Source organism: Aquimarina sp. Aq78 (genome assembly GCF_900299525.1).
Lineage (GTDB): Bacteria > Bacteroidota > Bacteroidia > Flavobacteriales > Flavobacteriaceae > Aquimarina.
Window position 1 is genome coordinate 535,970 of record NZ_OMKA01000003.1, and the last position, 24,158, is coordinate 560,127.

Consider the following 24,158-nt stretch of genomic DNA (forward strand, 5'->3'; position numbering starts at 1 on the left):
GATGAAAAAAATATTAATCCTAATTACCGCGGTAATTATAGCCTCTTGTTCGGATAATCTCGAGAGTCTGAACGAAAATATTAAAGATCCATCTTCTGTTCCTGGAGAAACCTTATTTACAGGTGCACAGAAAAATCTGGTTGATCAAATAGTAGATCTAAATGTAAATAATAACAATACTAAACTTTTTGCTCAATATCTACAAGAAACAACCTATACAGATGAAAGCAACTATGATCAAACTAGTAGAACTATTCCTGCTACACATTGGAGTATTCTTTATAAAGATGTCTTAAAAGACCTGGATGAAGCTGCTAAGATTATAGAAGACACAGAATATTCACTTCCTTCGGATATTGAAGTTAAAGCGAATAAGCTTCAGGTAATAGAAATCTTAACTGTCTATACTTATAGCATATTAATAGAAACTTTTGGAAATGTTCCTTATACAGAAGCTCTAGATATTAATAACTTATTACCTGCATATGATGATGGTGAAACTGTATACAAAGCATTGATTGGTAGACTTACGGTTGCTATTGATGCATTAGATACAAGCAAAGGAAGTTTTGGAGCTGCAGATAATATTTATGGTGGTGATGCATCGCTATGGAAAAAGTTTGCTGCTTCTTTAAAACTTAGAATGGGTATCTTATTATCTGATGTAGATAATGCATTTGCAAGAACTACCGTAGAAGCAGCAGTTACAAGTGGTGTATTTACCAGTAGAGCTGATAATGCCAATTTTACGTACTTAGCAGCGTCACCAAACACAAATCCTATTCATGATAATTTAGTTTTGAGTGGAAGGCATGATTTTGTTGCGGCGGTTACGATCGTAGATATGATGAATACATTAAATGATCCCAGAAGACCTCTATATTTCTTAGAAGTACCAGGAACTGGCACTTATGTTGGAGGAGGTATTGGAGCTACATCAAACTATTCTTCACATTCTCACGTGTCTGCTCAGGTAGAAGCGGCAACAACTCCAGGTGTAATTTTTGACTATGCTGAAGTTGAATTTCTATTAGCCGAAGCTGCTGCTAGAACTTTTGCAGTTGGTGGTACAGCAAAAAGTCATTATGATATTGCTGTAGTTGAATCTATAGAAAGCTGGGGAGGATCAAATGCAGATGCAGTAACATATCTTGCTCAAGCAACTGTGGACTATGATACTGCTTTGGCAGCAAGTACTGCAACTACTCCTTGGAAAGAAGTAATTGGTAATCAAAAATGGATAGCCTTATTTAATAGAGGGTTAGAAGGCTGGACTTCAATCAGACTTTTAGATTTCCCAATATTAGCTACTCCAGCTGAACCCGTTTCTGGTTTCCCTAATAGATATACGTATCCTATTATAGAACAAACCTTAAATGGTACGAACTGGCAAGCTGCCTCTGCAACAATAGGTGGTGATCTTGCAGAAACAAAACTTTTTTGGGATTTGAATTAACCAATATTCCATTAAAATATTAATATAGTTTATAGGGGTGAGATAGAAAATCTCATCCCTATTTTTTATACCAATATTATGCTTAGTTTTTTAAATAATATTCCTTCGTTTTATATCCTGAAATCTTCTACCTTTCTATCAAAGAGGTTTCTATTAAACATTTAAACACAAATCTAAAGGAGTGTTTTCTGGATAAAAAAAACATGTAAAAACAAATCATTTATCTCGCATATCCTTCAAGGGTTGTAGGAGAAGGATTGGGAAAATCTCTACAATTTTCCTTCTGTCATTTCGAAATTTTCAATTTCATTCTAGGTAGGACCACCTAGTCATTACAAAAGACACTCTATTTGACGGCTTTTTTCTTTCGATCTTCATCATATTAAATTCTATGATTTAATTTTTCACTAACTATAAATAATATTACATCATAACCTTATAAATAAAGATTCCCCGAAAGCATGGCCTCGCTTCCAGGGAATCAACCTAATTAATCTAACCTAACTAACTTTTATGTTCTTTATAATCTATAAGTGAATAGAAAATCAGTAGTATTACTCAAATTCTACAATCTTACAATATGAGATACCATCTGGACAACTTGGTGTTTCAATCATTAAGCATACTTCATATCTTCCTGGTCCATCAAATTCATAATAAAATGGATTGTTATGAGGGAATTCTGGTGATTTGCCCACATATTTTCCGTTAACGAACCATTCTAGAGTAACATCATCTATTCCTTCAAATGCGCGAGGATAAAAATGATATGCAGCTTTATCTCCATCTCGTTCTGGTTCAAAGAACAGATCTGGGCAATCTCCTACTCTTATCTCTTTACAATATTTCACTCCTTCTGGGCAATCAGGCGTAATCACTTTTAAGCATACTTCATGAGCTCCAGAATCAAATTGATATACAAGAGTTCTATTTCCTACCTGTGGATCATTTTTTGGTGATTCAACATCTTTCCCATCAACATACCACAATATTTGACTTACTTCATCTGTACCTTCTATTTTTGCTTCAAAAGTATAGGTGCCCACAGTTCCTGGTTCTATTTCTTTTGTAAAAGAAACTTCTGGACAAACCAAATCTGATTCTTCAACCTCTATAACTTTACAATAAGAGACTCCTTCTGGGCAATTTGGTGTTTCTGTTTTGATACATACTTCATATCTACCTGGTTCTTTAAAATCCCAAATCAAATAATTATCCTCGTCAGGTGCAGAATCTTCTACCAATCTATCATTAATATACCATCCATAAGATACCTCTTGAATCCCTCTAAAGTCTGCAAAAAACTTATAAGTAGATCGCCCTTGATAATGTTTACTTCTAAAAAACAAATCAGGACAAGGGTTATTTTCGTCTACCTCTACCTCTATATCAGCACAGGCTTCTATTGTTCTCTCCTCGGTTATTATTCTTACACAAATTGTATGTTTACCGGGCTCAAACAAATAATCCAAAATCTGATTAATAATATTTTCTTCGTCTTCTCCTTCTATATCATTTCCATCTACAGACCAAATCGTCTGTGCATCATTGTTAATCCCGCTTGTCTTAGCTTCAAAACTATAAACCGCACTTCCATCTTTGTTATCTATAACAATCTTAACCTCTGGATCATTATTAAAATCTTCTGTTTCACAAGAGGCAAATCCTAATAGAAGCGTAAGCATCAACGTATACCAAATACCAAGTTTTTTCATCGTAAATAATTTTAGGGGTTACTAAATTTTCTTCAGAAGCTTTTTAAACCTCTCTTAAAATGAAACGATTTAAAAAAAAATTACCCTACCCCCCCTACTTTCATTTTTTATTCTTTGATAGCTTGAAAAAAAAATCTAGATTTGAAAATATATTTTTATTCCCCTAAATGTCTGACAACAATAATTCTACATGTAACGAGCAAGTCTTTGACGAGTTTTTCAAAAGTAATTCCAAACTTTTGAGGAATTATATATATTACAAATTTGGAGATCTGGAACAAGCAGAAGATATTGTTCAGGATGCATTTATTAAACTCTGGAGCAATTGCTCTAAAGTGTCGATAGATAAAGCCAAAAGCTACATTTATACTATTGCTACCAATCTTGGAATTAGCGTTACACGACATCAAAAAGTGAGGTTTAAATACAGAGACTATATTACACAACGTAAAACAGATATCAATCACGAATCACCAGAATTTATTGCTCTTGAAAAAGAGTATATGGAAAAATTAAAAAGCGCAATTGCGGATTTACCAGAACGCCAAAGAGAAGTGTTCCTGCTGAGTCGAATAGATAAAAAAACATATAAAGAAATTGCAGAGCTATCGAATGTTTCTGTAAAAGCAATAGAAAAATTGATGCATAAAGCATTATTAACATTAAGAGGAAAAATAGGAAATATTTAAAGTAAACCTATTGACCTAGAAAACTTTTTAATAAAAAGAGGTAGGGTAATTTAAAAATAAAACGTTCACATATTATATGCCGAAGTTATGTTAGACGATAAAAAAGACGATATATTCTTATCCAGATGGATTAGCGGAGAGCTTTCTGAGGAGGAACTTCGTGAGTTTAAGTCTCATCCTGAATATGAGTATTATGTAAAAATAATGGCTGGTGCTGATGCTTTGGACCTAAAAGATTATGATGTAGAAAAAGAGCTATCTACTTTAAAATCTAAATCAGACTATACAGCAAAAGAAAATTCTAATTCGGTTATACGATTATGGCCCTATATTGCAGTTGCAGCTTCGATTGCAATTATTCTGGGAATCTTTTTATTTAGCCCCAATGAATCTTTCAACACTAATTTTGGAGAACAATTATCTGTAATATTACCAGATGGATCAGAAATGATCTTAAATGCTAAATCTATTGCAAGTTTTGACAAAGAGAATTGGAAAGAAAATAGAATGGTAACATTAGAAGGGGAGGCATTTTTTAAAGTAAAAAGAGGAAGTAAATTCACAGTTACTACCAAAAACGGCGAGGTTTCTGTACTAGGAACCCAATTTAATGTGCAGTCTCAAAATACTTTTTTCGAAGTTACTTGTTTTGAAGGTAAAGTTAGTGTTGCCAATAAGGAAAATAAAGAAATTCTAACAGCGGGAAAAGGATATAGAAATCTAGAAAATACTGTTCCAGAAAGTTGGACTTTCGACACTCGGGAACCATCCTGGCTTAGCAATACAAGTTCGTTTAGAAGCATACCTATCAAATATGTATTTAATGAACTTGAAGAACAATATGATTTAAAAATTAAAACAACAGAGATAAATCTCGAAACTATATACACAGGAACTTTCCCTAATAATAATAAGGAAGTTGCTCTTAGAACAGTTTTTAGTACCTTAGGCATGAAGTATAGCCTATCGAAAGATGGCAAGACCGTGGTATTAGAAAAGTAATAGAATGATAAGACTTTTATGTGTATGTCTTTTTTTATGTAGCATATCTGTTTCTTCTCAAGAAGAAGCAAAAGTCATTACTATTAATAATAGACCACTACCAGAAATAATTCCTATAATCGAGGAATTTTATAGCCTTAAGTTTTCTTATATCGATACTTTTATAAAGGATAAAAATATTTCTATAACCCTAAGCCCTCAACTCTCTCTACAAGATTTAATTAAAAAATTACAACAACAAACGAAATTACAATTTAAAATCACTGGAAAAAACTTTGTTACCATTAGTGTTTTAAACAAAAGAGATACTATTTCTGTTTGTGGATATATTCTAGACGAAGAGCAAAAGCCTCTTAAGGATATAGGAGTTTTTTTTAAAGCTAATCGTACTAATGTAACCACAGACAACAAGGGGTATTTTGAAAGTAATCAAGTTCCATACAACTCGGTTATTTTAATTAGTGCACCGGGATTTCGTCAAAGAGTTCTGAATTCTAAATCGTTTTTAACTAATGAGTGCATTAAAATATACCTTACCAATGCACATGAAGAAATCCTGGATGAAGTTTTTATTCAGGAATATTTGGCTAAAGGAATTACCCAAAACAAAGAAGTTATTCATATTGATTTAAATAATGTAGAAATTCTTCCTGGGCGTACAGAGCCAGATATTTTACAAACTATACAACTCACTCCTGGTGTTAACAATCCTTTTGAGACTGCTTCTGGGTTATTTGTAAGAGGAAGTTCTCCTAATCAAAATCTAGTACTATGGAATGGTATAAAAACCTACCATCAGGGACATTTATTTGGTATGCTATCTGCGTTTAACCCATATGTAGCTAAAGAGGTAAATTTTTCTAAAAGTGGAGTCAGTGCCAAGTACGGGGATAGAATTGCAGGAGTTGTAGATATTAAATCCGAAAACCAAATTGCAGAACGTTTTTCTGGTGGAGCCGGATTTAATATGATAAATGCAGATATAGTAGCGCATATTCCTATCATACGAGATAAAATATCACTTCAGGTATCAGGAAGAAGATCATATACCGATGTTTTAGAAACATTTACCTATAAACAACTCTCTGATCGTGTTTTTCAGAATACTAAAATTGCCGAGACCGTTGCCCTTAATAATGAAAATAATGATTTTTTCTATATAGATTATAATGCGAATTTAATTCTACAGCCTTCAGATAGTGACAAAATTGAAATTAATACGATTTATAGTAAAAATGACTTAGATTTTAGAAGAAGTGACGCTATCGAATCCTTTAATGATGACCTCACTACAGAAAATGAAGGATATAATTTTAAGTGGAGCCACACATACAGTAAAACTTTTAATACCAAAGTAAGTGGGTATTACACCAAATATCTTTTAAATTATCAGTTTATTACCCGAAACCTAGGAACAATAACCGAAATCGAAAGTAAAAAAAATACTGTTGGAGATTATGGTGCAGAACTTGGGTTAAATTATAAACTATCAAAATATCAAAACATTTCTGGAGGTTATCAATTATCTAACAATACGATTAGATATGCCTTTGTTACTGCTACCCCTAGTTATGAATTAATTCTGGATGAAGATGATCGTTTTTTAAATACACATGCAGCATATGCAGAATACACATTCGATACTCCAAAAAACTTTTATGTTTCTGCCGGATTACGTTTCAATTTTTATGCAGAGCTTGATAAAACTTTTATAGAGCCTCGAATTTTTGCTCAAAAATATATTACCAAAAATTGGGAAATCAATACCAGCTTAGAATACAGAAGTCAATCAACCAGCCAGATACAAGAATCTGTCGTGAGCGACTTATCTCTTGAAAATCAAGTCTGGACATTAGCAAACAATGAGCAGTTTCCCGTGATTAGTAGCTATCAATTTACATTAGGAAGCAGTTTTAGAAAAAATAAATGGTACCTGGATATCGATGGATATTATAAACAAATCGAAGATATTACCACATTAACCGCAGGATTTATTAATCCTATAGACAATGTTCACCATGTAGGGGAAAGTAGAATTTTTGGCGTCGATCTTTTTATAAAAAAAAGATTTAAAAATTACAAAACCTGGGTTAGTTATTCTTATATCAACACCCATAATACATTTGAAGATATTAATAACAATCAATCTTTTCCTGGTAATTGGAATATTGAACATACAGTAAAATGGTCACAATTTTATAAAATTAATAATTTTCAATTCTCCCTGGGGTGGATTTGGCATACAGGTAAAGCCTATACTAATGTATCTGGAGTAGATGAAAGTGGTGAAATCGTAATCTTAGAATTTGATGAGATTAACAGTAATAATCTTCCAGAATATCATAGATTAGATTTCTCTGCTATTTATGATTTTAAAATAGGATACAATCCCAGTATTAAATACAGAATTGGGCTTTCTGTTCTAAATTTATACAATAAAAAGAATTTACTAAATCGAGAGTTTAGAACAACAAATTCTCTTAATAACCAGTTGATCAATTCTGATATATTATCACTGGGGATTACTCCTAATATTAGCTTTAGAATTTTTTGGTAAATAACTACTCTATTTTTTTAGTTGAGTTTTTCTTATTTATCTATTTTCTTGTACCTTCATTGCCTACAAATCATATAACTAAAATGAAAAAACTCTTTTTTATTAATTGCATGTTTCTATTTTTATCTATAGGATATGCGCAAGAAACACATCCCGATTATAGTATAACAGATGAAATATCTCTTAAATGTAATCCTGTTATTAGTCAAGGAAAAACAGGTACCTGCTGGAGTTTTTCTACCACCTCATATATCGAATCAGAAATTGCTCGTCTAGGACATGGAGTTCATGATTTATCAGAAGTATTTCAAGTTAGAAATACATACACCGATAAAGCCAGAAATTATATATTAAGACAAGGTAAAGCCCAATTTAGTGAAGGAGCACTTGCACATGATGTTATAAAATCTATTCGTAAACACGGGATTATTCCTAATGAAATTTATACAGGTTTTGCTGGAAGTATTGCAGACCGTCACGATCACAGTGAACTCATTAAATTATTAACCAATATGGTTGATAACGCAGTGAAACACAAAATTCTTTCAAAAAACTGGTGGAAAAGTTATGAAGCTATGTTAGACATCTATCTTGGAGAAAGACCAGACACCTTTAATTACAATAATAAAACCTATACTCCTATGGAGTTTGCCAAAGAACTTGGGATAGATGCAAATAACTATATTACACTAACTTCTTTCACTCATCATCCAATGAATAGTGATTTTATTCTCGAAATACCAGATAATTTTTCTAATGGTATATATCATAATATCCCACTTGATGAGTTACAACAGGTAGTTGATCATGCGTTAAAAGAAGGATATACTGTAGCCTGGGATGGAGATGTAAGTGAAGTAGGATTTTCTCAAAAAAGCGGCTTAGCAATTCTTACCCATAAAAAAGAACGCAAGGATGCATTTAAAGAATATATCAAAGAAGAAAAAGTTACTCCCGAATCTCGACAAAAAGAATTCGAAAAGTACAATACAACAGATGATCACTTAATGCATTTAGTGGGCAAAGGCGTGGATAAAAAAGGAAAGACGTATTATAAGATCAAAAATTCATGGGGAATTAAAGGAGCTCAACATGGGTATCTTTATATGTCTGAAGCGTATTTTAGAATGAAAACCGTAGGGATTTTACTTCATAAAGATGGTATTCCTAAAAAAATAAAAGAAAAGGTATAATCAATTTATAAAACACAAAAAAGCTGTCTATATATAGACAGCTTTTTTGTAATAAGAAATATATCTTTTTAGAACTGCTCTCTTCCAGAAAAATGAAAAGCTCCTTCAATAGCAGCATTTTCATCACTATCACTACCGTGAACAGCGTTTTCACTAATAGAAGTAGCATACTTTTTACGAATAGTTCCTTCTGCAGCTTCTTCAGGATTTGTTGCTCCTATTAAGGTTCTGAAATCTTCTACAGCATTTTCCTTTTCTAAAATAGCCGCTACAATTGGACCACTTGTCATATACTCTACTAATTCTCCGTAAAAAGGACGCTCTTTATGAACTGCATAAAATGCTGCAGCATCATCTGTAGTAAGCTGAGTTAATTTCATCGCTACAATTCTAAATCCTGAAGCAGTAATTTGCTCAATAATTCCTCCAATGTATCCTTTTCTTACCGCATCCGGTTTAAGCATTGTAAAAGTTCTGTTTGTTGCCATTGTATGTTTTTGTTATCTAATACCTCTTATAATCAGAAGTATTTCAAATTATTACTTAGGTATATAAAACCCGATTTTTAAAATTTTTGTGCAAAAATATATATAAAAGCATCAAAAACAAGAATTATTATATGAAATGAGTATTATTAAGAATCAATTATTTACATCCGAATAGATTTATTCTTCTTTTTATAGTTAAAGAAAAGCACGTTCAATAACTAGATCTCCAAATCTATTTTTTAGGGTATTGTCGTTTATACTCTTGTAATACAATATTATTTTTACCTCGAATCTGCATAGTTACGGTATAAGAATCAAGATCAAATTTTAGCACTCCAAAACTTGGAGTCGAGATTACCCGGCCGATTCTGTACTTATTAGATTCTCCTTTATATTCGGCATATGAATGTGTTAAACCACTAGATGTAAAATCAATTAATGGATACTTAAGTCCCTTTACCTTATTCATAGAAAACTCAGAAATATGGCGATCTCCACTAAGTATTATAGCATTTCTTACTCCATTATTTATTAGCATATCATTTAATCGTTTTACTTCGTGAGGAAAATTCCCCCAAGTTTCAAAACCATGTTCTGATGACAAAAATTGAATACTACTCACAATAAGAACAAAATCAGAATAATTGGATGCCAGCTCTTTTTCAAACCATTTCCATTGCGCTTCTCCTAATACAGTACCTTCATTATTTTCATATGGTTCATACCGTCTTCCTTCTTCTGTACTCTTTCTTAAAGCAGATCTAAAATATCGAGTATCCAAAACGATCACTTTTATGCTTCCTTTTTCAATTTCAAAAACTCTTGATGTATAAATCCCATCCTGAACTCTTAGAGGATCATCCTTTCCTACTTCTAAAAAATCTAGAAATAACTGCTGGCTTTCTTCTTTTTTATTCCACTCTACTCCTGCATCATTTTTACCATAATCATGATCATCCCAGGTAGCCATTACAGGAACTACTTTCTTTAATTTTTGATAATCGGGATTACTATTTTGTATCGTATAATCACTTTCTATTTTGGACATATCATCAGAATCTGCATAGATATTATCTCCTCCCCAAATAAATAGATTAGGAGTATTTTTTAAGATTTCATTCCAAAAAGGCTGAGGGCTGTTCTGCTTATTGCAACTTCCGAATCCTATAACAAAATCTGAAGATGATGCAGTTTTATCTTGTGAAAAAGTGAATTGAATTACACAAAAAAACATAACTAGAAAACTATCAATATATCTCATGACTCTTAAATTTAATGACTCAACAAAATTAATTGTTCTAATATTACTAAAATATTATTTATTGTATCTTCGCTGACCTATGAATACTAATGAAACAAACAAGGTAAGAAGACTTCTTTCTTCTTCAAAAAATATTGTAATTGTAACTCATAAAAATCCTGATGGTGATGCTATAGGTTCTAGTTTGGCTTTATATCACTATCTCATTTCTTTTGGACATGATGTTACGGTTATTACACCAAATGACTATCCCCTTTTTTTAAAATGGATGCCTGGTGAAGATACTATTCTTAAGTATGATAGTGATATAAAAACTGCCTTATCCAAAATTGAAAAAGCGGATCTTATTTTCACTTTAGATTTTAATCACTTTTCTAGAAGTGGTGATATGGAGAATGTTTTGGCAAAAGCGAAAGCTACCTTTATTATGATTGATCATCACCAACAACCCGATGATTACGCAGAAGTAACTTATAGTGATCCTGGTATGAGCTCTACCTGCCAGATGATATATCATTTCATAGAAAAACTGAATGATTTGGATAAAATCACTCCAGAGGCCGCAACCTGCATTTATGTTGGAATAATGACAGATACTGGATCTTTTAGATATAGATCTACAACAAGCACTACTCATAAAGTAATAGCAGATCTAATCGATCGAGGAGCCGATAATACTAGAATCCATGAAAGTATTTATGATACTAATACACTATCCAAAATTCAATTAAAAGGTATTGCCTTAAATAATCTAAAAGTACTACCAGAATACAAAACAGCATACATTACTTTATCTCAAAAAGAATTGGATCAACATGGTTTCAAAAAAGGAGATACTGAAGGTTTTGTTAATTTTGGGCTTTCTATAAAAGGAATCAAATTTGCTGCTATTTTTATTGAAAACAAAGGAGAAGAAATTATCAAAATCTCTTTACGCTCTAAGGGTGATTTTTCGGTAAACGAATTCTCAAGAAATCATTTTGAAGGGGGAGGTCATAATAATGCAGCTGGTGGGAGAAGTAATCTATCATTATCTAATACCGTTGAAAAATTTATTAGTATCTTACCAACTTATAAAAAAGTCCTGAATCAATGAGATTAGCCCTTCACACGCTCTGTCTTCTTTTTTTATTTTCTTCTTGTAAAACACCTGAAGCCCGAAGACCAATAAGTATTAAATCTGGTTCTTTTATTAGTGAATCTATTAATCGCAATAAAGAACTTGCAGCAAGAGAAGAGGCTAGAATTCAAAAAATTATTAATGAAGACTCTACCAATAATTATATAACCTCAGAAACAGGATTCTGGTATTTCTACACTAAAAAAGATACCATATCTACCACCACACCACAATTTGGAGATATCGTTACTTTCGATTATAATGTAAAAGATTTAGGCGGCACTGTAATTTATTCGCAACAAGAATTAAATACAATTACATACCGTATTGATAAAGAAGAACTTTTTTTAGGTCTTAGAGAAGGATTAAAGCTTATGAAACAAGGTGAAATGGTAACATTTCTGTTTCCTTCTTATCAAGCATATGGATATTATGGTGATGATAATAAGATTGGCACAAATATTCCGTTAATAGCAGAAGTAACACTTAACACAATTACAAAAGAATCAACAACAGAAAATTAATTACCAACAAAAATGAAAAAATTAAATTTATTATTCTTAGCTATTATTGCATTAGCATTCAACAGTTGTAATGAAAAATATCCAGATTTACAAGAAGGTGTCTATGCTGAAATCGTTACAAACAAAGGTACTGCTGTAGCAAAATTACATTATGACCTTACACCTATGACAGTCGCCAACTTTGTTTCTCTGGCAGAAGGTACCAATACTATGGTTGACAGTACTTATAAAGGAAAAAAATATTATAACGGAATTATATTTCACAGAGTAATCAAAGATTTTATGATCCAAACTGGAGATCCTCTTGGAACTGGAACAGGAGATCCAGGATATAAATTTCCGGATGAGATTGTGGATTCACTTTCTCATAAATCAAAAGGAATCTTATCAATGGCTAATTCTGGCCCAAATACCAACGGTAGTCAGTTTTTTATTACGCTAAAAGAAACTCCTTGGTTAAATGGAAAACATACTGTTTTTGGAGAAATCGTTTTAGGACAAGACATTATTGATAGTATTGGTGTTACAAAAACGGTTCCTGGAGACAAACCAGAAGCAGAGATAAAAATGATGGAAGTTAATATCATTCGTAAAGGTTCCGATGCTAAAGCTTTTAATACGGAAACTGCGTTTACAGACAAGATAAAAGCTGTTGAAGAAGAAAAGGCTGAAAAAGAACGATTAGCAAAAGAGCGTAATGAAGCTATTGCTGCAAAGTTTAATGAACAGAAAGGTACAGCAACAAAATTAGAAAGTGGTCTTGAAATTATACATACAAATCAGGGAGATGGACCACAACCCAAACCGGGAGAAACTGTAGGTATAAATTATGCAGGGTATTTCACAGATGGAAGAGTCTTTGATACTAATATTGCCGAAAAAGCAAAAGAACTAGGAGTTTTTAATCAGCGTAGAGCTGATGACCCAAGAGGATATGCCCCTGCACAAATGCCATATTCTGCTGAAGCAAAAATGATTGCTGGTTTTAAAGAAGGTATATTACAATTAAAAAATGTAGGTTCTAAAGCTATAATTTTTATTCCTTCTCATCTTGCTTATGGAGAAAGAGGTAATCGAGGAATTCCACCAAATACCGATCTAATTTTCGAGATAGAATTGGCTAGTATACCAGGCCAGGCAGAAGAAAAAAAATAATTTCTATTGTATTATCACAATAGTCAAAAAATAAAAACATCCCGATTAATTCGGGATGTTTTCTGTTTTGTATAATATCCTCCCACAATTCTCATCCTGTAGAGGTTAAAAGATTTTCACAACCGTTTTGCTTGTATTTCTTCTCCATTCTCAATAAGAGTCAAACTTTCTACTTTACCATCATCATTTTTATTGAACCGAATATTAGTATTCATTTTTTCTAGAAAGAACTCTTCATTCGATACTGCAAACATTGGCATAGAACTCCGACCAGTGGGTTGAACAATTAATTTATCGTTTTCATAAGTTACAGTTAGTACAAACCCTGGTTTAAGTTCATATTTTCCTACATAACTTTTTAGGATAGAATTATCAACAACAGCTTCTTTTTTTGTTTTTACTTCAACCTTAATACCAAGCTCTGCTAATGATTTAATTGATGCAGTAAGTGAAGGATCAAGTTCATATGCTTTTTGATATGCTTTAATTGCTTTTTCTTTATCTCCTTTTTTCTTATATCCATCACCCAGAGAATCCCAAAGATTACCATTATCTGGAAATAACTGAACATTGAACCTAAATAACTCTATTGCCCAATCAGGATTTTCCTCTTGCCTTAACATCATATATCCTATATCATTAAGAGTATCTCCATTTCTCAAATCAGAGCTATATTCTTTTTTGATCATTGCAGTTAACACATTTGACTGATTTATTTTATTTTTCTTTATAAAATCAAATACAAAAAAGTTAATATTTTTTTTAATTGGTTTTGGTTGATAATCTGTATTAAAAATCATTTTTTCTATAGGCCATGCAAGTTCTACTTCTCTACTGGTCGCATTTGTAAAAAATATAATTATCACATCTTCTTTGGGAAGCCATATAAAATCATGGAAAAATATACGATTTCCTCCGTTATGACTTATAATTTTTGTGTTTCTATCTGAATTAAAAATTGCCCATCCATAAGCATAATGACTAGATCTGCTTTCCTGCTCTGGAGTATATGGTGTAGTCAATATTTTTGTTAGTGGTTTTGATAAGATCTTATTAGATTTTAGGGCCAAATACCATTTATACATATCTTCGGGTGTAGAATGAATTCCTCCATTTCCTTTTAGAGTCCATGATACTTTATCTCCCGCTTTATGAAATCGTTCAATCATCGTTCCTACAGGTACAACATTATTCATATAACCACTTGCAATCATCTTTTTATCCCAGTCAGGGATAAAATATCCTGTTTGTTTCATACCTGCAGGCTTGAACAAATATTCATTTAAAAAACTCTCATACTCCTGTCCAGAAATCAATTCGATAATTCGTGCTAGTATACTATAGCCTGCATTAGAATATCTGTATTTTAATCCCGGTTTCTGAATTAATTCTGTTTCAAACAAAGTCTTAAAAAATTGCGTTCTGGGTATATAATCAAAATCTCCCTCACCGATTACATCAATTAGTCCTGATGTATGGGTTAATAACTGATGAATCGTAATGTTTTTTTTATCATTTGGCAGATCAATGAAAAACATGCTCAGAGGATCGGTTACCTTTATTTTATTAAACTCGACCAGTTTTAATATAGCAGTAGCTGTAAATTGTTTCGTTGTAGATCCTATTGTAGCAACTGTATTCGGTGAATACAAAATATCATCTTCTCTATTTGCTAAACCATACCCTTTATTAAGAATAATTCTTCCTTGTTTAGCTACCAAAACACTTCCTGAAAATCCATTTGAGACACTTCTATTTAAGTAATTATCTATTTTTCTAATGATATATTCATCTTTTTGTGCACATGAAGTAGTCCATCCTGATAATATAATGAGACTAATTAAGGTTAAAAATGCTCTTTTCATGATTATTTTATTTTTTTTCTGTAGTTAATATTAAGACGTATTTTTCCGGGCTCTTCTGGAGAGCCATGTATAAAATTGCCGTGTTTTTGATTTTAATTTCTAAGAAGTATTACTTACCAAGCCGTTTCAAATACCAGAAATAGAGTAAAAAGCTTACCGAAATACAGATAGCCATTATAGCAAAAGAATGTATCCCTAAAGGCAGTGTATAGTTGACAATAAATAATCCAATCCCTACACTCATCAAAATGGCAAACCATTTAATATTGATATGATGATCATCTGATTTTCTTTGTAGAATAGAAGAGACAATACTTTCAGATATTCCTTTATCCAGGATTTTATTTTTCAGCTTATGCTCCAATATTTTTCTTATAATTAACAACACAAAGAGCATTACCAAAACAATGATAAAAATAAAAACACCCATTTTTATAAAATCTGAATCTATATATTGTGCTGGAGTAATAAATATTGAGTTCATAGCCTATATCTTTTTTATGTTTATATGGGATTAGACAACTAGTCCCACTAAATGTTGCAATCCTTTTATTAATACTTCAACATATTTATTTTTTTATAGTATGATCTATACATATCCAGGCCAAGAAACAACGAAATCAGGATCGCTATACTAAGGATAAAATAGTTTGAGATCGTAATATTGGTACTAAATACATTACTGAATACGTCTCTAAAAATATAAATGGTAAAAAAAGCAGCTCCCAGACTCATTATAATTATAAGACAGAGCATATAATTATAGATTGGCTCTTTTTTAGAGAAAGCTAACCGATCTAAGACCAATTCTGTTAAATTAAATTCTAGCTCAGGTTCTGGTTGAGATTTAAGTTCTCTAGATAATAGCAAATAACTTTCTGAAACCTTTTTACATACTTCGCATGAATTAATATGTTCAATATTATCACTACTACAATTTGATTTGTCAAAAGTATATTTCTGAATATCTTTATCATACAGATGTTGCATCTTCATAGTTCTTCTTTTTTATAGTTAAGTAATAGGTTCTCTTTTAGTTTTTTTCTAGCTCTATACAAATAATTCTTTACCGTTCCTTTTGGTAAATCAGTAATTTCTGTAATTTCTGCATAACTTAATTCTTCATTATGATAAAGTGTAATCAGGGTTTTGTATAAAGGAGATAGTTTCTCTATTGCTAAGGTGAGTATTTGGGAACGTTCTTTCTTAAAAACGTATGATTCTGTCTGATTATCAGAGTAACAAAATGTATTAACACTTATTTTTTCCCAAAGTTCTTTTTCCTCGTTTTTATCTATATCCAGAATTGGTATTTTTTTCTTTTTCAGATAGTTTAGGCAAGTGTTATATGTTATGGTTGCGATCCAGGTAGATAACTTAGCGTTAAATTTAAAACTTTCTAACTTATCATAAACTTTCAAATATACTTCTTGTGCCAGGTCCTTTCTGTCTTCTGGGTTTTTGACCATCTTATAAATGATCTGGATAACTAAACCTTTAGTGTTGGAAATAATGGTTTCAAATGCTATAGAATCACCATCTAATACCCTCTTAATCAAAACTCTATCTATTGCTCTTTTTTGTTCCATATAGCCCAATATCAAGATTAGACAGTCTATGTAAAAAAAGGTTGCACATTATCATGTGTTTTTTGTTGCACTTCAAATATTATAAAAAATCACAGCTCGTATTGTTCATTACTGATTTACCAAAATGTGCCTTTATATCTATATCGGTCATGGGTTGTAAAACTCCATATACTATCTCTTTATAAATTTTATTTGTTAAGGAATTGGGTGATAAAAATTTTGACCCCATTATATACCTTACCTTATTAATAATTTCTTCAGAAAAATGTGTCGAAAAATACTTTGCTACTACAGAGGCCTCAAATATTTTGTCTAATGATGCCTTATTTCCTTTTTCAAAATTTGCTAGTTTAGTTCCTGCGTTCTCACATAGCATATATCCCGTTTTGTATTTTATCATTAACTCCCCAAGACTATCAAGGAAGTTATCTGACTCAGATAATTTTTTATCATTTTTAATCTTTTTTTGACTAAACGCTTTTAAATGCGAAATCACACAGAACGCTGCTCCCAAATAAGAACCAGGCACCAGTGCCTGGAACCATGATCTTTGATAAATCAAAAGTTCACATCTTTCTTCATTTGTAGTATCCAATTTAATAACATTGGTACTACTCACTACTAAATTTTTGAACGTAACTGATTTTGTAAACGATCCTTTCATTGTATCTCCAAATACAGCTTCTTCAAATTCAATTTTATCATCATTTGCAGGTAGAAAAAATACTGCCTTAGTTCCATTAGTTAATGTTGCTGTGAATACTAAATAATCGGCTACACCAGATAATGACATATATGGGGATCGACCATTTATTATATAAACGTTTCTTTTTTTTTGCGCCACTATACCTTTGTTACCAGAAGTCTCTTTAAAAGTTCGTACCGATCCGGTATTGGCAATCAATATTTGGTCTTTTTCTATCTTTTTTAGTAAAACTTCTCTTTTCCAATATTGTATACTTTTCTTCGAAAAAGGGAAAGAAGATAATGATGCCAGAATATAATAATGCATAGATAAAGCAACAGACACGGGAATTGATATTTCACCAATCCTGTGCAAAATTCTGAAGCATTCTTGATAAACTATTTCTGTATTTTTCTCATGACAAGGAATAAAGGGTAGTCTTGTTGTTTTTATAAACACATAGAATTCTTTATAGTTTTTGGTCTTCTCAACTTCATAGAGTTTATCGCACACTTTTTCAAGTTCGGTTTTTCTAATAACTTCTTGATTATCTATTATCATGTTCTTCATTTCTAAATATTGATTAGTGATTATAAGCAAACTTTACAGACGCGGAAGCCACATGCTCATGGTTGCAGCAAAAATCCCAATACCGGTTATGATGGTCAGAAAAAAAAGAAGGGTCGTCATAGCAAACTTACCTGTAGTACCACTTCGATCTTGTGCTCGAAGATAGAGTTCTAGAATGGCTAGTGGCACTAGAAATTGACCAAACCCTAGGAATACGAGAAACGGCCCCTGAAACGTCTCTGGATCAAAACCAACTGGGCCACCATTAATAAAAAGCCAAAACATTAATCCGATACGAAAAAACCAGACACCATTAGATACCAAAAACAACCTAAGTGCCCATCGTCTGTGGGTATTAAAATCACGAGCAACGGCTGTGCGCCAAGACATAATAGCAAAAAACATAATCAAAAAAGCATTAATACTAACACTTACCTGACCAACAAGTCCGCCTATATTACCGCGAATCCAAATCATGTAAAGCCCATCAACACTAATCAATAATGCAGTGAAGATATAAATACGGCCATTCCATCGATGAAAAGCACGAGCATGGATACGAATCTGAGGAATAAATTGAAGTGGCCCACCTACTATAATAATGATCGCTAATACAATATGCAAGGCAACGGCTAAATTCCCCATGGTTTCACCAGGAATATATCCATGAGGAAGAACTTCATTCCATTTCTCAAAATCTCCATGTACTGCAGAACTACCATAAAAGAAAGTTACATAATATGCAAAGATCCATTGACCAATAACGGCTACAAGGAACCAAAACGTCACTGCAGTTCCCAGAGCTCTATCTGCTTTTACCGTTTTAGGTCGTGCTATACTGGCACTACTATTTTCTGATTTCATTTTATTCGTTTTTTGATTGATGATGATATGATTAACACTTGTTTTTTTAATATTTAATATGAAAGACTTTCTTTGATTATAGAATAGCAGTCATTTGTTCTTTAATAATAAGTTCGTACTGTTAGAAATAATTGATTAAGACTATTGGAAGGAATTAAATCATTCTTATACTGCGGTCAAAAATTGCCAATAAGATTATTAACCGTGTTTGTAGGATCGGTTTCTTAATCTATTCCCTTTTCATTAAAGTTAGCTTGTTCTTACCTTTTTTGATACAAGGTATAAGATACCGCCTCTCACAAGTTTGTAGGTAATTACAAATACAATAGTCAATAAAACTCCTATTCCTATTGGTAGAATTCCTCCGAAAGTGTATGTCATTCCAATGATAAAACCAAGTAGGTACTCAGACCTGTATAATGGAATGAAAAATGATATTAGAAATAATCCAATCATCATATACTTTGGAAAATCCATATCAAGCGTAAAAAAGAGAGAAATCAACATTCCAAATAAAAGAGCTCCAATAAATCTATAAAGGATATTAGTCATGTTTTGGTGCACTCTCAACTTTTCGTTATTAACTATTCTTCGATGAATGCGATATAACAGATACCAGATTAGTATAGGTAGAGCAATGATACTCCACCAATTTGATATACCTGGTAAGTCCGCACGATGAAGAATATGATGGGTTGGCACTCCCCCATGATAATAGTCCCAAATTAGATGTGTTCCTACCAATAGAGTTATTATTCCAGTAAAATAGATTCGAATTTCTAACTTCTTTTTTTCATTTGATTTCATAACTATTCGTTTTCTGATTGATGATGATTGATGATAAGTCTCAAGCTTCTAACTTCTATCAAAAAGAAGTTAGAAACAGACAAAAAAAGTGTGATATAGGCTATCTAAATTTAAAAAGCTCCTTTATATAGTTTTTAAACACATATCCCCAAGGGATAACGATAAGGTCAATAGGAATTGCCATAAGAAATGGTTTGAGAAATTCTTCTGAGGTCGAATCTAGTTGACCAGAAGACCATAAAGGATATGCAATACCTATGGCCCATACCGACTTATAAAATAATTGCAGTAATAGTAAAGGCAGCATTTTTAAAGGATATCGTATTCCTAAGCCCATCAAAGTAGCATACGCAGCCCAAAAACTATAGGTAACTCCATCATAAGGACCCCAAACTTCGCTAGGGTTAATAATTTCTGTCCATGTACTATGCCCCAAAGTAAAAAAGGTAAGGAGATAAATAGCTCTCATAGCATACATATAGAACTTTGGTACTTTTTTAATTTTCACAGACTCGTTTTCCAACGTGTTTGTGACAGCGTCTTTTGATTTCATAATTGTTCGTTTTTTGATTGATGATGATGATTTCTTAAAACTTAAAATATTCAGGTTTTAAAAATTTTATCTAGATATATGTATTTTAGCTGTTAGATACATACGTTGATTTGTCTTTTTTTGTGCCCATGATTAGTAGCCACAGACAAGAACCTATTTCTCCTATACTGGCAGGAAGCATAACAAAGGAGGGGATTTTGTAATTAGGAAAAAGTAATTCTCCACATACCGCTATCAAGTAACTAAAACAGCCGATCATCAACAAAATACCTAACGTTTTAGGAAGAAAACCTGATTTAAAAACCAGATACCCAAAAGGAAAGAGCCAAAGTCCCCAAAATACCTCAACAATAAGAATTCCATTATGATAAGACTCCAAAAGCAGCATTACCTGTGCTTGTAACTGTTCTGTAGTATACACTTTAAGATATTCTGCATTACCAATTAATGAAAGAATATCAACTTTGTTTTGTATATTCAAATAAGAAATAGGAACACTAATGATAGCAAATACTACCATTAATATTGCAGAATTTTTATGAACTGGTTTAAGCAATTTGTATAAAACTATCGGTAACATTATATAACATACATAGCTAATCAATCCACTTAAAATCCCCATTCGAAATAACAGTTCTGATGTAGCTATATTGTTAAATGTAATCGAGGCATCATCCCATACTATAAGTTTTGAGGGTACATACACTAGATTAAAGATTCCACTTAATACAACACTTAAATAAACTAGTCCTGCTATTCTTGCAGTCCTATTTTGTGCATGATAATCTTCGTTTTTTATTAAACTCATAATGTTTGTTTTTTGATTGATGATAATTGCCTTTTGAAAATATTGAGAACAAAATTCCTGTAGTAAAAAGTAATATCTATACTTAATACTGCTTATTTATATAGTTAGGTTATAGAATGAAATGTGTATTCTACATCTACATAACTACTTTGATTTATTATGTATGTTGTTTCTAAGCTTCTTGCTTAGGCCATTTCAAGGCATAGCGAATGATTAATAAACTCAGAGCGATTTCTATTACCCCCAAAAACATATAGTATATTGTCCAGGGTGTAGGGTTTATCATCGTAAGAACCATTATAATAGTGTAAAGGCTACCAACAATGATATTTAACCAGCGATTTATGTTTGGTTTTAGTAATAGAGACAATGAAATCATCATTGCAGGAATAGCCATACTTATTGCAAAAGCTAGAATTATAGTAGGAGTTGTCTCACCAATAGGGGTGACTTTAGCTATCATGTCTTCTATTGCTCCTGGAACGAATAAAGAGAAAAAATCTCCATAAATATAACACACAACAAGTGAGGTCCACAAGGCAGAAAGTTTTAGTTTTATATTGATTTTGTAATCTTCTAATATTCTGTTTTTTTTGATTAAATCCATAATGTTCGTTTTTTGATTAATGATAATAATTTAATTTTCTTCTCTATTGATTAGTTAGAGAAATCAATTTCATTTGTATTTCCTTTTAATTTCACATTAGATCCAGGAGTAGCAGAGCATTTAACCGACTCATATAACAGTTCGAGATTTCCATTACTATCATCTGTAAATTCCAGTATTAAATCTTTTCCGGAAACTGCTCCTTTTGTTTCGAAATATGATTCTGAGCTCACTTGTAGTGAATCCAATTGATGATTAGAAACAAATATTCTCACTGTATCTCCTTTTTCCTCTCTCTTTGTTTTTTCTATGATTAATTTTTTATCCTTCACTTCGGTTTTAATATGGGTCATTAAATTTTCTGAGGCTTCTACTTTTACTTCAGTTATGCTATCTTGTTTAAAAAAAACTTCAATACCATGACTAACTGATATCTTGCTAAACGCAGAAACAATTCTTGTTTCAGATATCATATTCTCGGTATATTGAATTGCATTCTCTAGAAGTTCTCCTTTCCTCACATTATCATGTATAGAAAACTGGAAAGCCAGAAAAAAAAGAATAACAGCTCCTAATGCGACTATTACAATCCAGTTACTTGTCTTCATGATCTATATTATTTAGATATTGATTAAATGAGTCTTTTACTTCTTCAAATTTTATATCAAGCAGTCCCATTTTTTTAAATATATCAGGAAGAAGTTCTTCCATAAATTCTTTTCTTTTAATATCGAGAACCTTGTTGTATCCATTTTCTGAAACAAAATACCCTATCCCTCTTTTGTTATAGATTACCTCTTGTTCCTGCAAATAGGTAAAAGCTCTTATTGCGGTATTAGGATTTACCTCTACCATAACAGCAATCTCTCTCACAGAAGGTATTCTTTCATCCTCCTGCCATCTTTTTACAAGTATATTCTCATAGAAAAAATCTACGATTTGTAAATAAATAGGTTTGCTGTCATCAAAATCCATCCTTATACTTCCTTTTCAACTATCTTAAAATAACTTGCTAATAGCATTAGCGGCACAAAAATGCCCATAAAAAACCCTTTTCCCATTCCAGAAAAATCTTGTCCAGTTTTATCAAATGCTTCTGAGGCTAGTCCTTCTCCCGAAAATACATCATACCCGTAATTGAGCATCCCGAAAAGCATCATATTGAGTACTATCAACCCAAAAACAAGTAATACAACTACAAGTAATGTTTTTCCCACTCTATTTTTATTAAATGCAATAGCACCATAAAGAAATACGGGTTGTATAACAAAATAAACCTTAACCAGCTGCCAGTAGCTTTCTGAAAATATAGGCAACAGGTGAAAATTGGTTTCAGAAAACATACTGCCCAATATAATTGTTATTTGCCCAACCAAAAAACCAAGGATTGAAAACACAAGAGTATATACCACAAAAGTACTAAGCCAGGCTGCAGCTATTCTTTCATAAGATGAAACGGGTAATGAAAAATATAGATGGTTTGATTTTTGGTTATGCGCTTCTTTAAAAGTTGAAAAAATAAATAGTACTCCTAACGCTATATAAAACTTACCGAATATGCTCATAAATTCGCCACTCGAAATCTGATGGTCCCCTCGTAAACTAAACAAAAAGACAATAAAAAAAATAGCACTGGCAACAGATAAAGTAGTAAGTATTGCTCCCTTAAGAAGTATGATATCTCTATATATAAAACTGCCTATTCTCTTAATGTTAAATTGTTCCATCATGAAATGTATTTAAGGCATTATTAATTCTATTAGATTCACTTAAAACGGCATTAAATAATAATTCTAGATCCACTTCTGTCTCATCTCTATCTTCTCTAAAAAGCATAGCTTTTCCTCCAAAAGATGTTTCAGAATAAATAATAGACTCTTTTGTATCTCTCCTAGGTTTTCCAAACCATAAATGTTCAGAAACATTAGACAATGGCTGATCAAATGCTACTTTGGATTGATCCAATATCACTACATGATTTATCAAGCTATGTAAATCCCGAACCTGGTGAGTAGAAATAATAATACATTTCCCCTCATCAACCGCCAGAGCCATAATCTTCCTAAATTGACTTTTTGATGGAATATCCAACCCATTAGTTGGCTCATCCATAAGCAGGAGCTTTGTATTTGTTGCAATTCCAAATGCAATAAGTACTTTCTTCTTATTACCAAAAGAAAGAGTTGATATGTTTTCATCGGTCGAGAGCTTAAACTCTTCTATTAGTTTATAAAATTGATCTCGAGAGAACCTTGGATAAAAAGGAGAATTTACTTGTTCATAAGTAGAAATCTTAAGTCCTGGTAACTCAAAATCTTCTGGTACCATAAAAATATCCTGAAGACATTTTACATTTCTTCCTGAAATATTTTCACCCAAAACCCGATAATAACCTGCTTTTGGAAATAACAATCCGGTCATTATCTTCATTAATGTACTCTTTCCTTCACCATTCTTACCAAAAAGTCCATAAATGTTTCCCGGGATAAAATCTAAAGTGATATTATCCAGGATTATTTTGCTTTTTGGGTAATAGAACCGTAAGTCTTTAATTTGAATCATGGCTAGTGTATTAGTTATCTAGTACACTGCAAATATATCTAAGAGAAATCAATAAACCAAAGATTTTTTATTTTATTGATTATCTGCT

At 32.0% G+C, this 24,158-nt stretch carries 25 protein-coding genes; 8 read left to right on the top strand and 17 right to left on the bottom strand.

The annotated features are described in order from the left end of the window. Position 1: 1 nt before the first annotated feature. Positions 2-1,456 (top strand): SusD/RagB family nutrient-binding outer membrane lipoprotein, encoded by a 1,455-nt coding sequence (locus tag DG435_RS07205; RefSeq protein ID WP_106792666.1) that lies wholly within the window; start codon positions 2-4, stop codon positions 1,454-1,456. 554 nt (positions 1,457-2,010) lie between these two features. On the opposite strand, the gene DG435_RS07210 is transcribed toward DG435_RS07205, so the two are convergent. After that, on the bottom strand, positions 2,011-3,171 hold the full coding sequence (locus DG435_RS07210; protein WP_106792665.1) for a hypothetical protein: 1,161 nt from the start codon (positions 3,169-3,171) through the stop codon (positions 2,011-2,013). Between the two features lie 167 nt (positions 3,172-3,338). Here DG435_RS07210 and DG435_RS07215 point away from each other — a divergent pair, with 167 nt between their 5' ends. The 4 genes from DG435_RS07215 (at position 3,339) to DG435_RS07230 (ending at position 8,612) form a co-directional block, all read left to right on the top strand. Next, positions 3,339-3,860 (top strand): RNA polymerase sigma factor, encoded by a 522-nt coding sequence (locus tag DG435_RS07215; RefSeq protein ID WP_106792664.1) that lies wholly within the window; start codon positions 3,339-3,341, stop codon positions 3,858-3,860. A gap of 87 nt (positions 3,861-3,947) precedes the next feature. Then, entirely contained in the window at positions 3,948-4,862 is a 915-nt protein-coding gene (locus tag DG435_RS07220) for a FecR family protein (protein ID WP_106792663.1), read from the top strand. 4 nt (positions 4,863-4,866) lie between these two features. Continuing rightward, positions 4,867-7,419, top strand: coding sequence for a TonB-dependent siderophore receptor (locus DG435_RS07225; RefSeq protein ID WP_106792662.1), 2,553 nt, complete (start codon positions 4,867-4,869; stop codon positions 7,417-7,419). Positions 7,420-7,502: 83 nt separating this feature from the next. After that, positions 7,503-8,612: a C1 family peptidase gene (locus DG435_RS07230; protein ID WP_106792723.1), complete on the top strand. Its 1,110-nt coding sequence runs from the start codon at positions 7,503-7,505 to the stop codon at positions 8,610-8,612. 68 nt (positions 8,613-8,680) lie between these two features. On the opposite strand, the gene DG435_RS07235 is transcribed toward DG435_RS07230, so the two are convergent. Then, complete coding sequence (locus tag DG435_RS07235) at positions 8,681-9,100, bottom strand: nucleoside-diphosphate kinase (RefSeq protein WP_024768690.1); 420 nt, start codon at positions 9,098-9,100, stop codon at positions 8,681-8,683. 232 nt (positions 9,101-9,332) lie between these two features. Then, on the bottom strand, positions 9,333-10,361 hold the full coding sequence (locus DG435_RS07240) for an alkaline phosphatase D family protein (RefSeq protein ID WP_106792661.1): 1,029 nt from the start codon (positions 10,359-10,361) through the stop codon (positions 9,333-9,335). Between the two features lie 79 nt (positions 10,362-10,440). On the opposite strand from DG435_RS07240, the gene DG435_RS07245 reads away from it, so the two are divergent. Genes DG435_RS07245 through DG435_RS07255 form a run of 3 tightly spaced genes read left to right on the top strand, consistent with a single transcriptional unit; the run spans position 10,441 to position 13,160 of the window. Next, positions 10,441-11,457, top strand: coding sequence for a bifunctional oligoribonuclease/PAP phosphatase NrnA (locus DG435_RS07245; RefSeq protein ID WP_106792660.1), 1,017 nt, complete (start codon positions 10,441-10,443; stop codon positions 11,455-11,457). Then, on the top strand, positions 11,454-12,005 hold the full coding sequence (gene gldI / locus DG435_RS07250) for a gliding motility-associated peptidyl-prolyl isomerase GldI (protein WP_106792659.1): 552 nt from the start codon (positions 11,454-11,456) through the stop codon (positions 12,003-12,005). The genes DG435_RS07245 and gldI overlap by 4 nt, the downstream gene beginning before the upstream one ends. A gap of 12 nt (positions 12,006-12,017) precedes the next feature. Continuing rightward, positions 12,018-13,160, top strand: coding sequence for a peptidylprolyl isomerase (locus DG435_RS07255; RefSeq protein ID WP_106792658.1), 1,143 nt, complete (start codon positions 12,018-12,020; stop codon positions 13,158-13,160). Positions 13,161-13,276: 116 nt separating this feature from the next. On the opposite strand, the gene DG435_RS07260 is transcribed toward DG435_RS07255, so the two are convergent. The 14 genes from DG435_RS07260 to DG435_RS07325 all read right to left on the bottom strand — a co-directional run bounded on the left by DG435_RS07260 (position 13,277) and on the right by DG435_RS07325 (position 24,070). Beyond that, complete coding sequence (locus DG435_RS07260) at positions 13,277-15,025, bottom strand: serine hydrolase (RefSeq protein ID WP_106792657.1); 1,749 nt, start codon at positions 15,023-15,025, stop codon at positions 13,277-13,279. 109 nt (positions 15,026-15,134) lie between these two features. Then, a complete protein-coding gene (locus tag DG435_RS07265; protein WP_106792656.1) occupies positions 15,135-15,509 on the bottom strand; it encodes a hypothetical protein in 375 nt (124 codons plus the stop codon). A 68-nt stretch (positions 15,510-15,577) separates the two neighbouring features. After that, positions 15,578-16,021 carry a hypothetical protein gene (locus DG435_RS07270; RefSeq protein WP_106792655.1) on the bottom strand — a complete coding sequence of 148 codons (444 nt, stop codon included), beginning with the start codon at positions 16,019-16,021 and terminating at the stop codon, positions 15,578-15,580. After that, entirely contained in the window at positions 16,018-16,614 is a 597-nt protein-coding gene (locus tag DG435_RS07275) for an RNA polymerase sigma factor (RefSeq protein WP_106792654.1), read from the bottom strand. Before DG435_RS07275 ends, DG435_RS07270 begins: the two co-directional genes overlap by 4 nt. A 79-nt stretch (positions 16,615-16,693) precedes the next feature. Then, complete coding sequence (locus DG435_RS07280; RefSeq protein ID WP_108840576.1) at positions 16,694-17,869, bottom strand: acyl-CoA dehydrogenase family protein; 1,176 nt, start codon at positions 17,867-17,869, stop codon at positions 16,694-16,696. Positions 17,870-17,902: 33 nt separating this feature from the next. Further along, on the bottom strand, positions 17,903-18,733 hold the full coding sequence (locus DG435_RS07285; RefSeq protein ID WP_106792652.1) for a DUF2306 domain-containing protein: 831 nt from the start codon (positions 18,731-18,733) through the stop codon (positions 17,903-17,905). 249 nt (positions 18,734-18,982) lie between these two features. Next, entirely contained in the window at positions 18,983-19,540 is a 558-nt protein-coding gene (locus tag DG435_RS07290) for a hypothetical protein (protein WP_106792651.1), read from the bottom strand. 100 nt (positions 19,541-19,640) lie between these two features. Then, complete coding sequence (locus DG435_RS07295) at positions 19,641-20,093, bottom strand: hypothetical protein (RefSeq protein WP_106792650.1); 453 nt, start codon at positions 20,091-20,093, stop codon at positions 19,641-19,643. Positions 20,094-20,178: 85 nt separating this feature from the next. Next, on the bottom strand, positions 20,179-20,901 hold the full coding sequence (locus DG435_RS07300; protein WP_106792649.1) for a DUF4386 domain-containing protein: 723 nt from the start codon (positions 20,899-20,901) through the stop codon (positions 20,179-20,181). Positions 20,902-21,073: 172 nt separating this feature from the next. Then, positions 21,074-21,508: a DUF6326 family protein gene (locus DG435_RS07305; RefSeq protein ID WP_106792648.1), complete on the bottom strand. Its 435-nt coding sequence runs from the start codon at positions 21,506-21,508 to the stop codon at positions 21,074-21,076. Between the two features lie 50 nt (positions 21,509-21,558). Continuing rightward, positions 21,559-22,116, bottom strand: coding sequence for a GIN domain-containing protein (locus DG435_RS07310; protein WP_106792647.1), 558 nt, complete (start codon positions 22,114-22,116; stop codon positions 21,559-21,561). After that, positions 22,103-22,483, bottom strand: a complete 381-nt coding sequence (locus DG435_RS07315) for a GntR family transcriptional regulator (RefSeq protein ID WP_106792646.1) — start codon at positions 22,481-22,483, stop codon at positions 22,103-22,105. Before DG435_RS07315 ends, DG435_RS07310 begins: the two co-directional genes overlap by 14 nt. 2 nt (positions 22,484-22,485) lie before the next feature. Beyond that, positions 22,486-23,238: a hypothetical protein gene (locus DG435_RS07320; protein WP_159025576.1), complete on the bottom strand. Its 753-nt coding sequence runs from the start codon at positions 23,236-23,238 to the stop codon at positions 22,486-22,488. Continuing rightward, positions 23,222-24,070, bottom strand: coding sequence for an ATP-binding cassette domain-containing protein (locus DG435_RS07325; protein WP_106792644.1), 849 nt, complete (start codon positions 24,068-24,070; stop codon positions 23,222-23,224). Before DG435_RS07325 ends, DG435_RS07320 begins: the two co-directional genes overlap by 17 nt. Positions 24,071-24,158 lie beyond the last annotated feature (88 nt).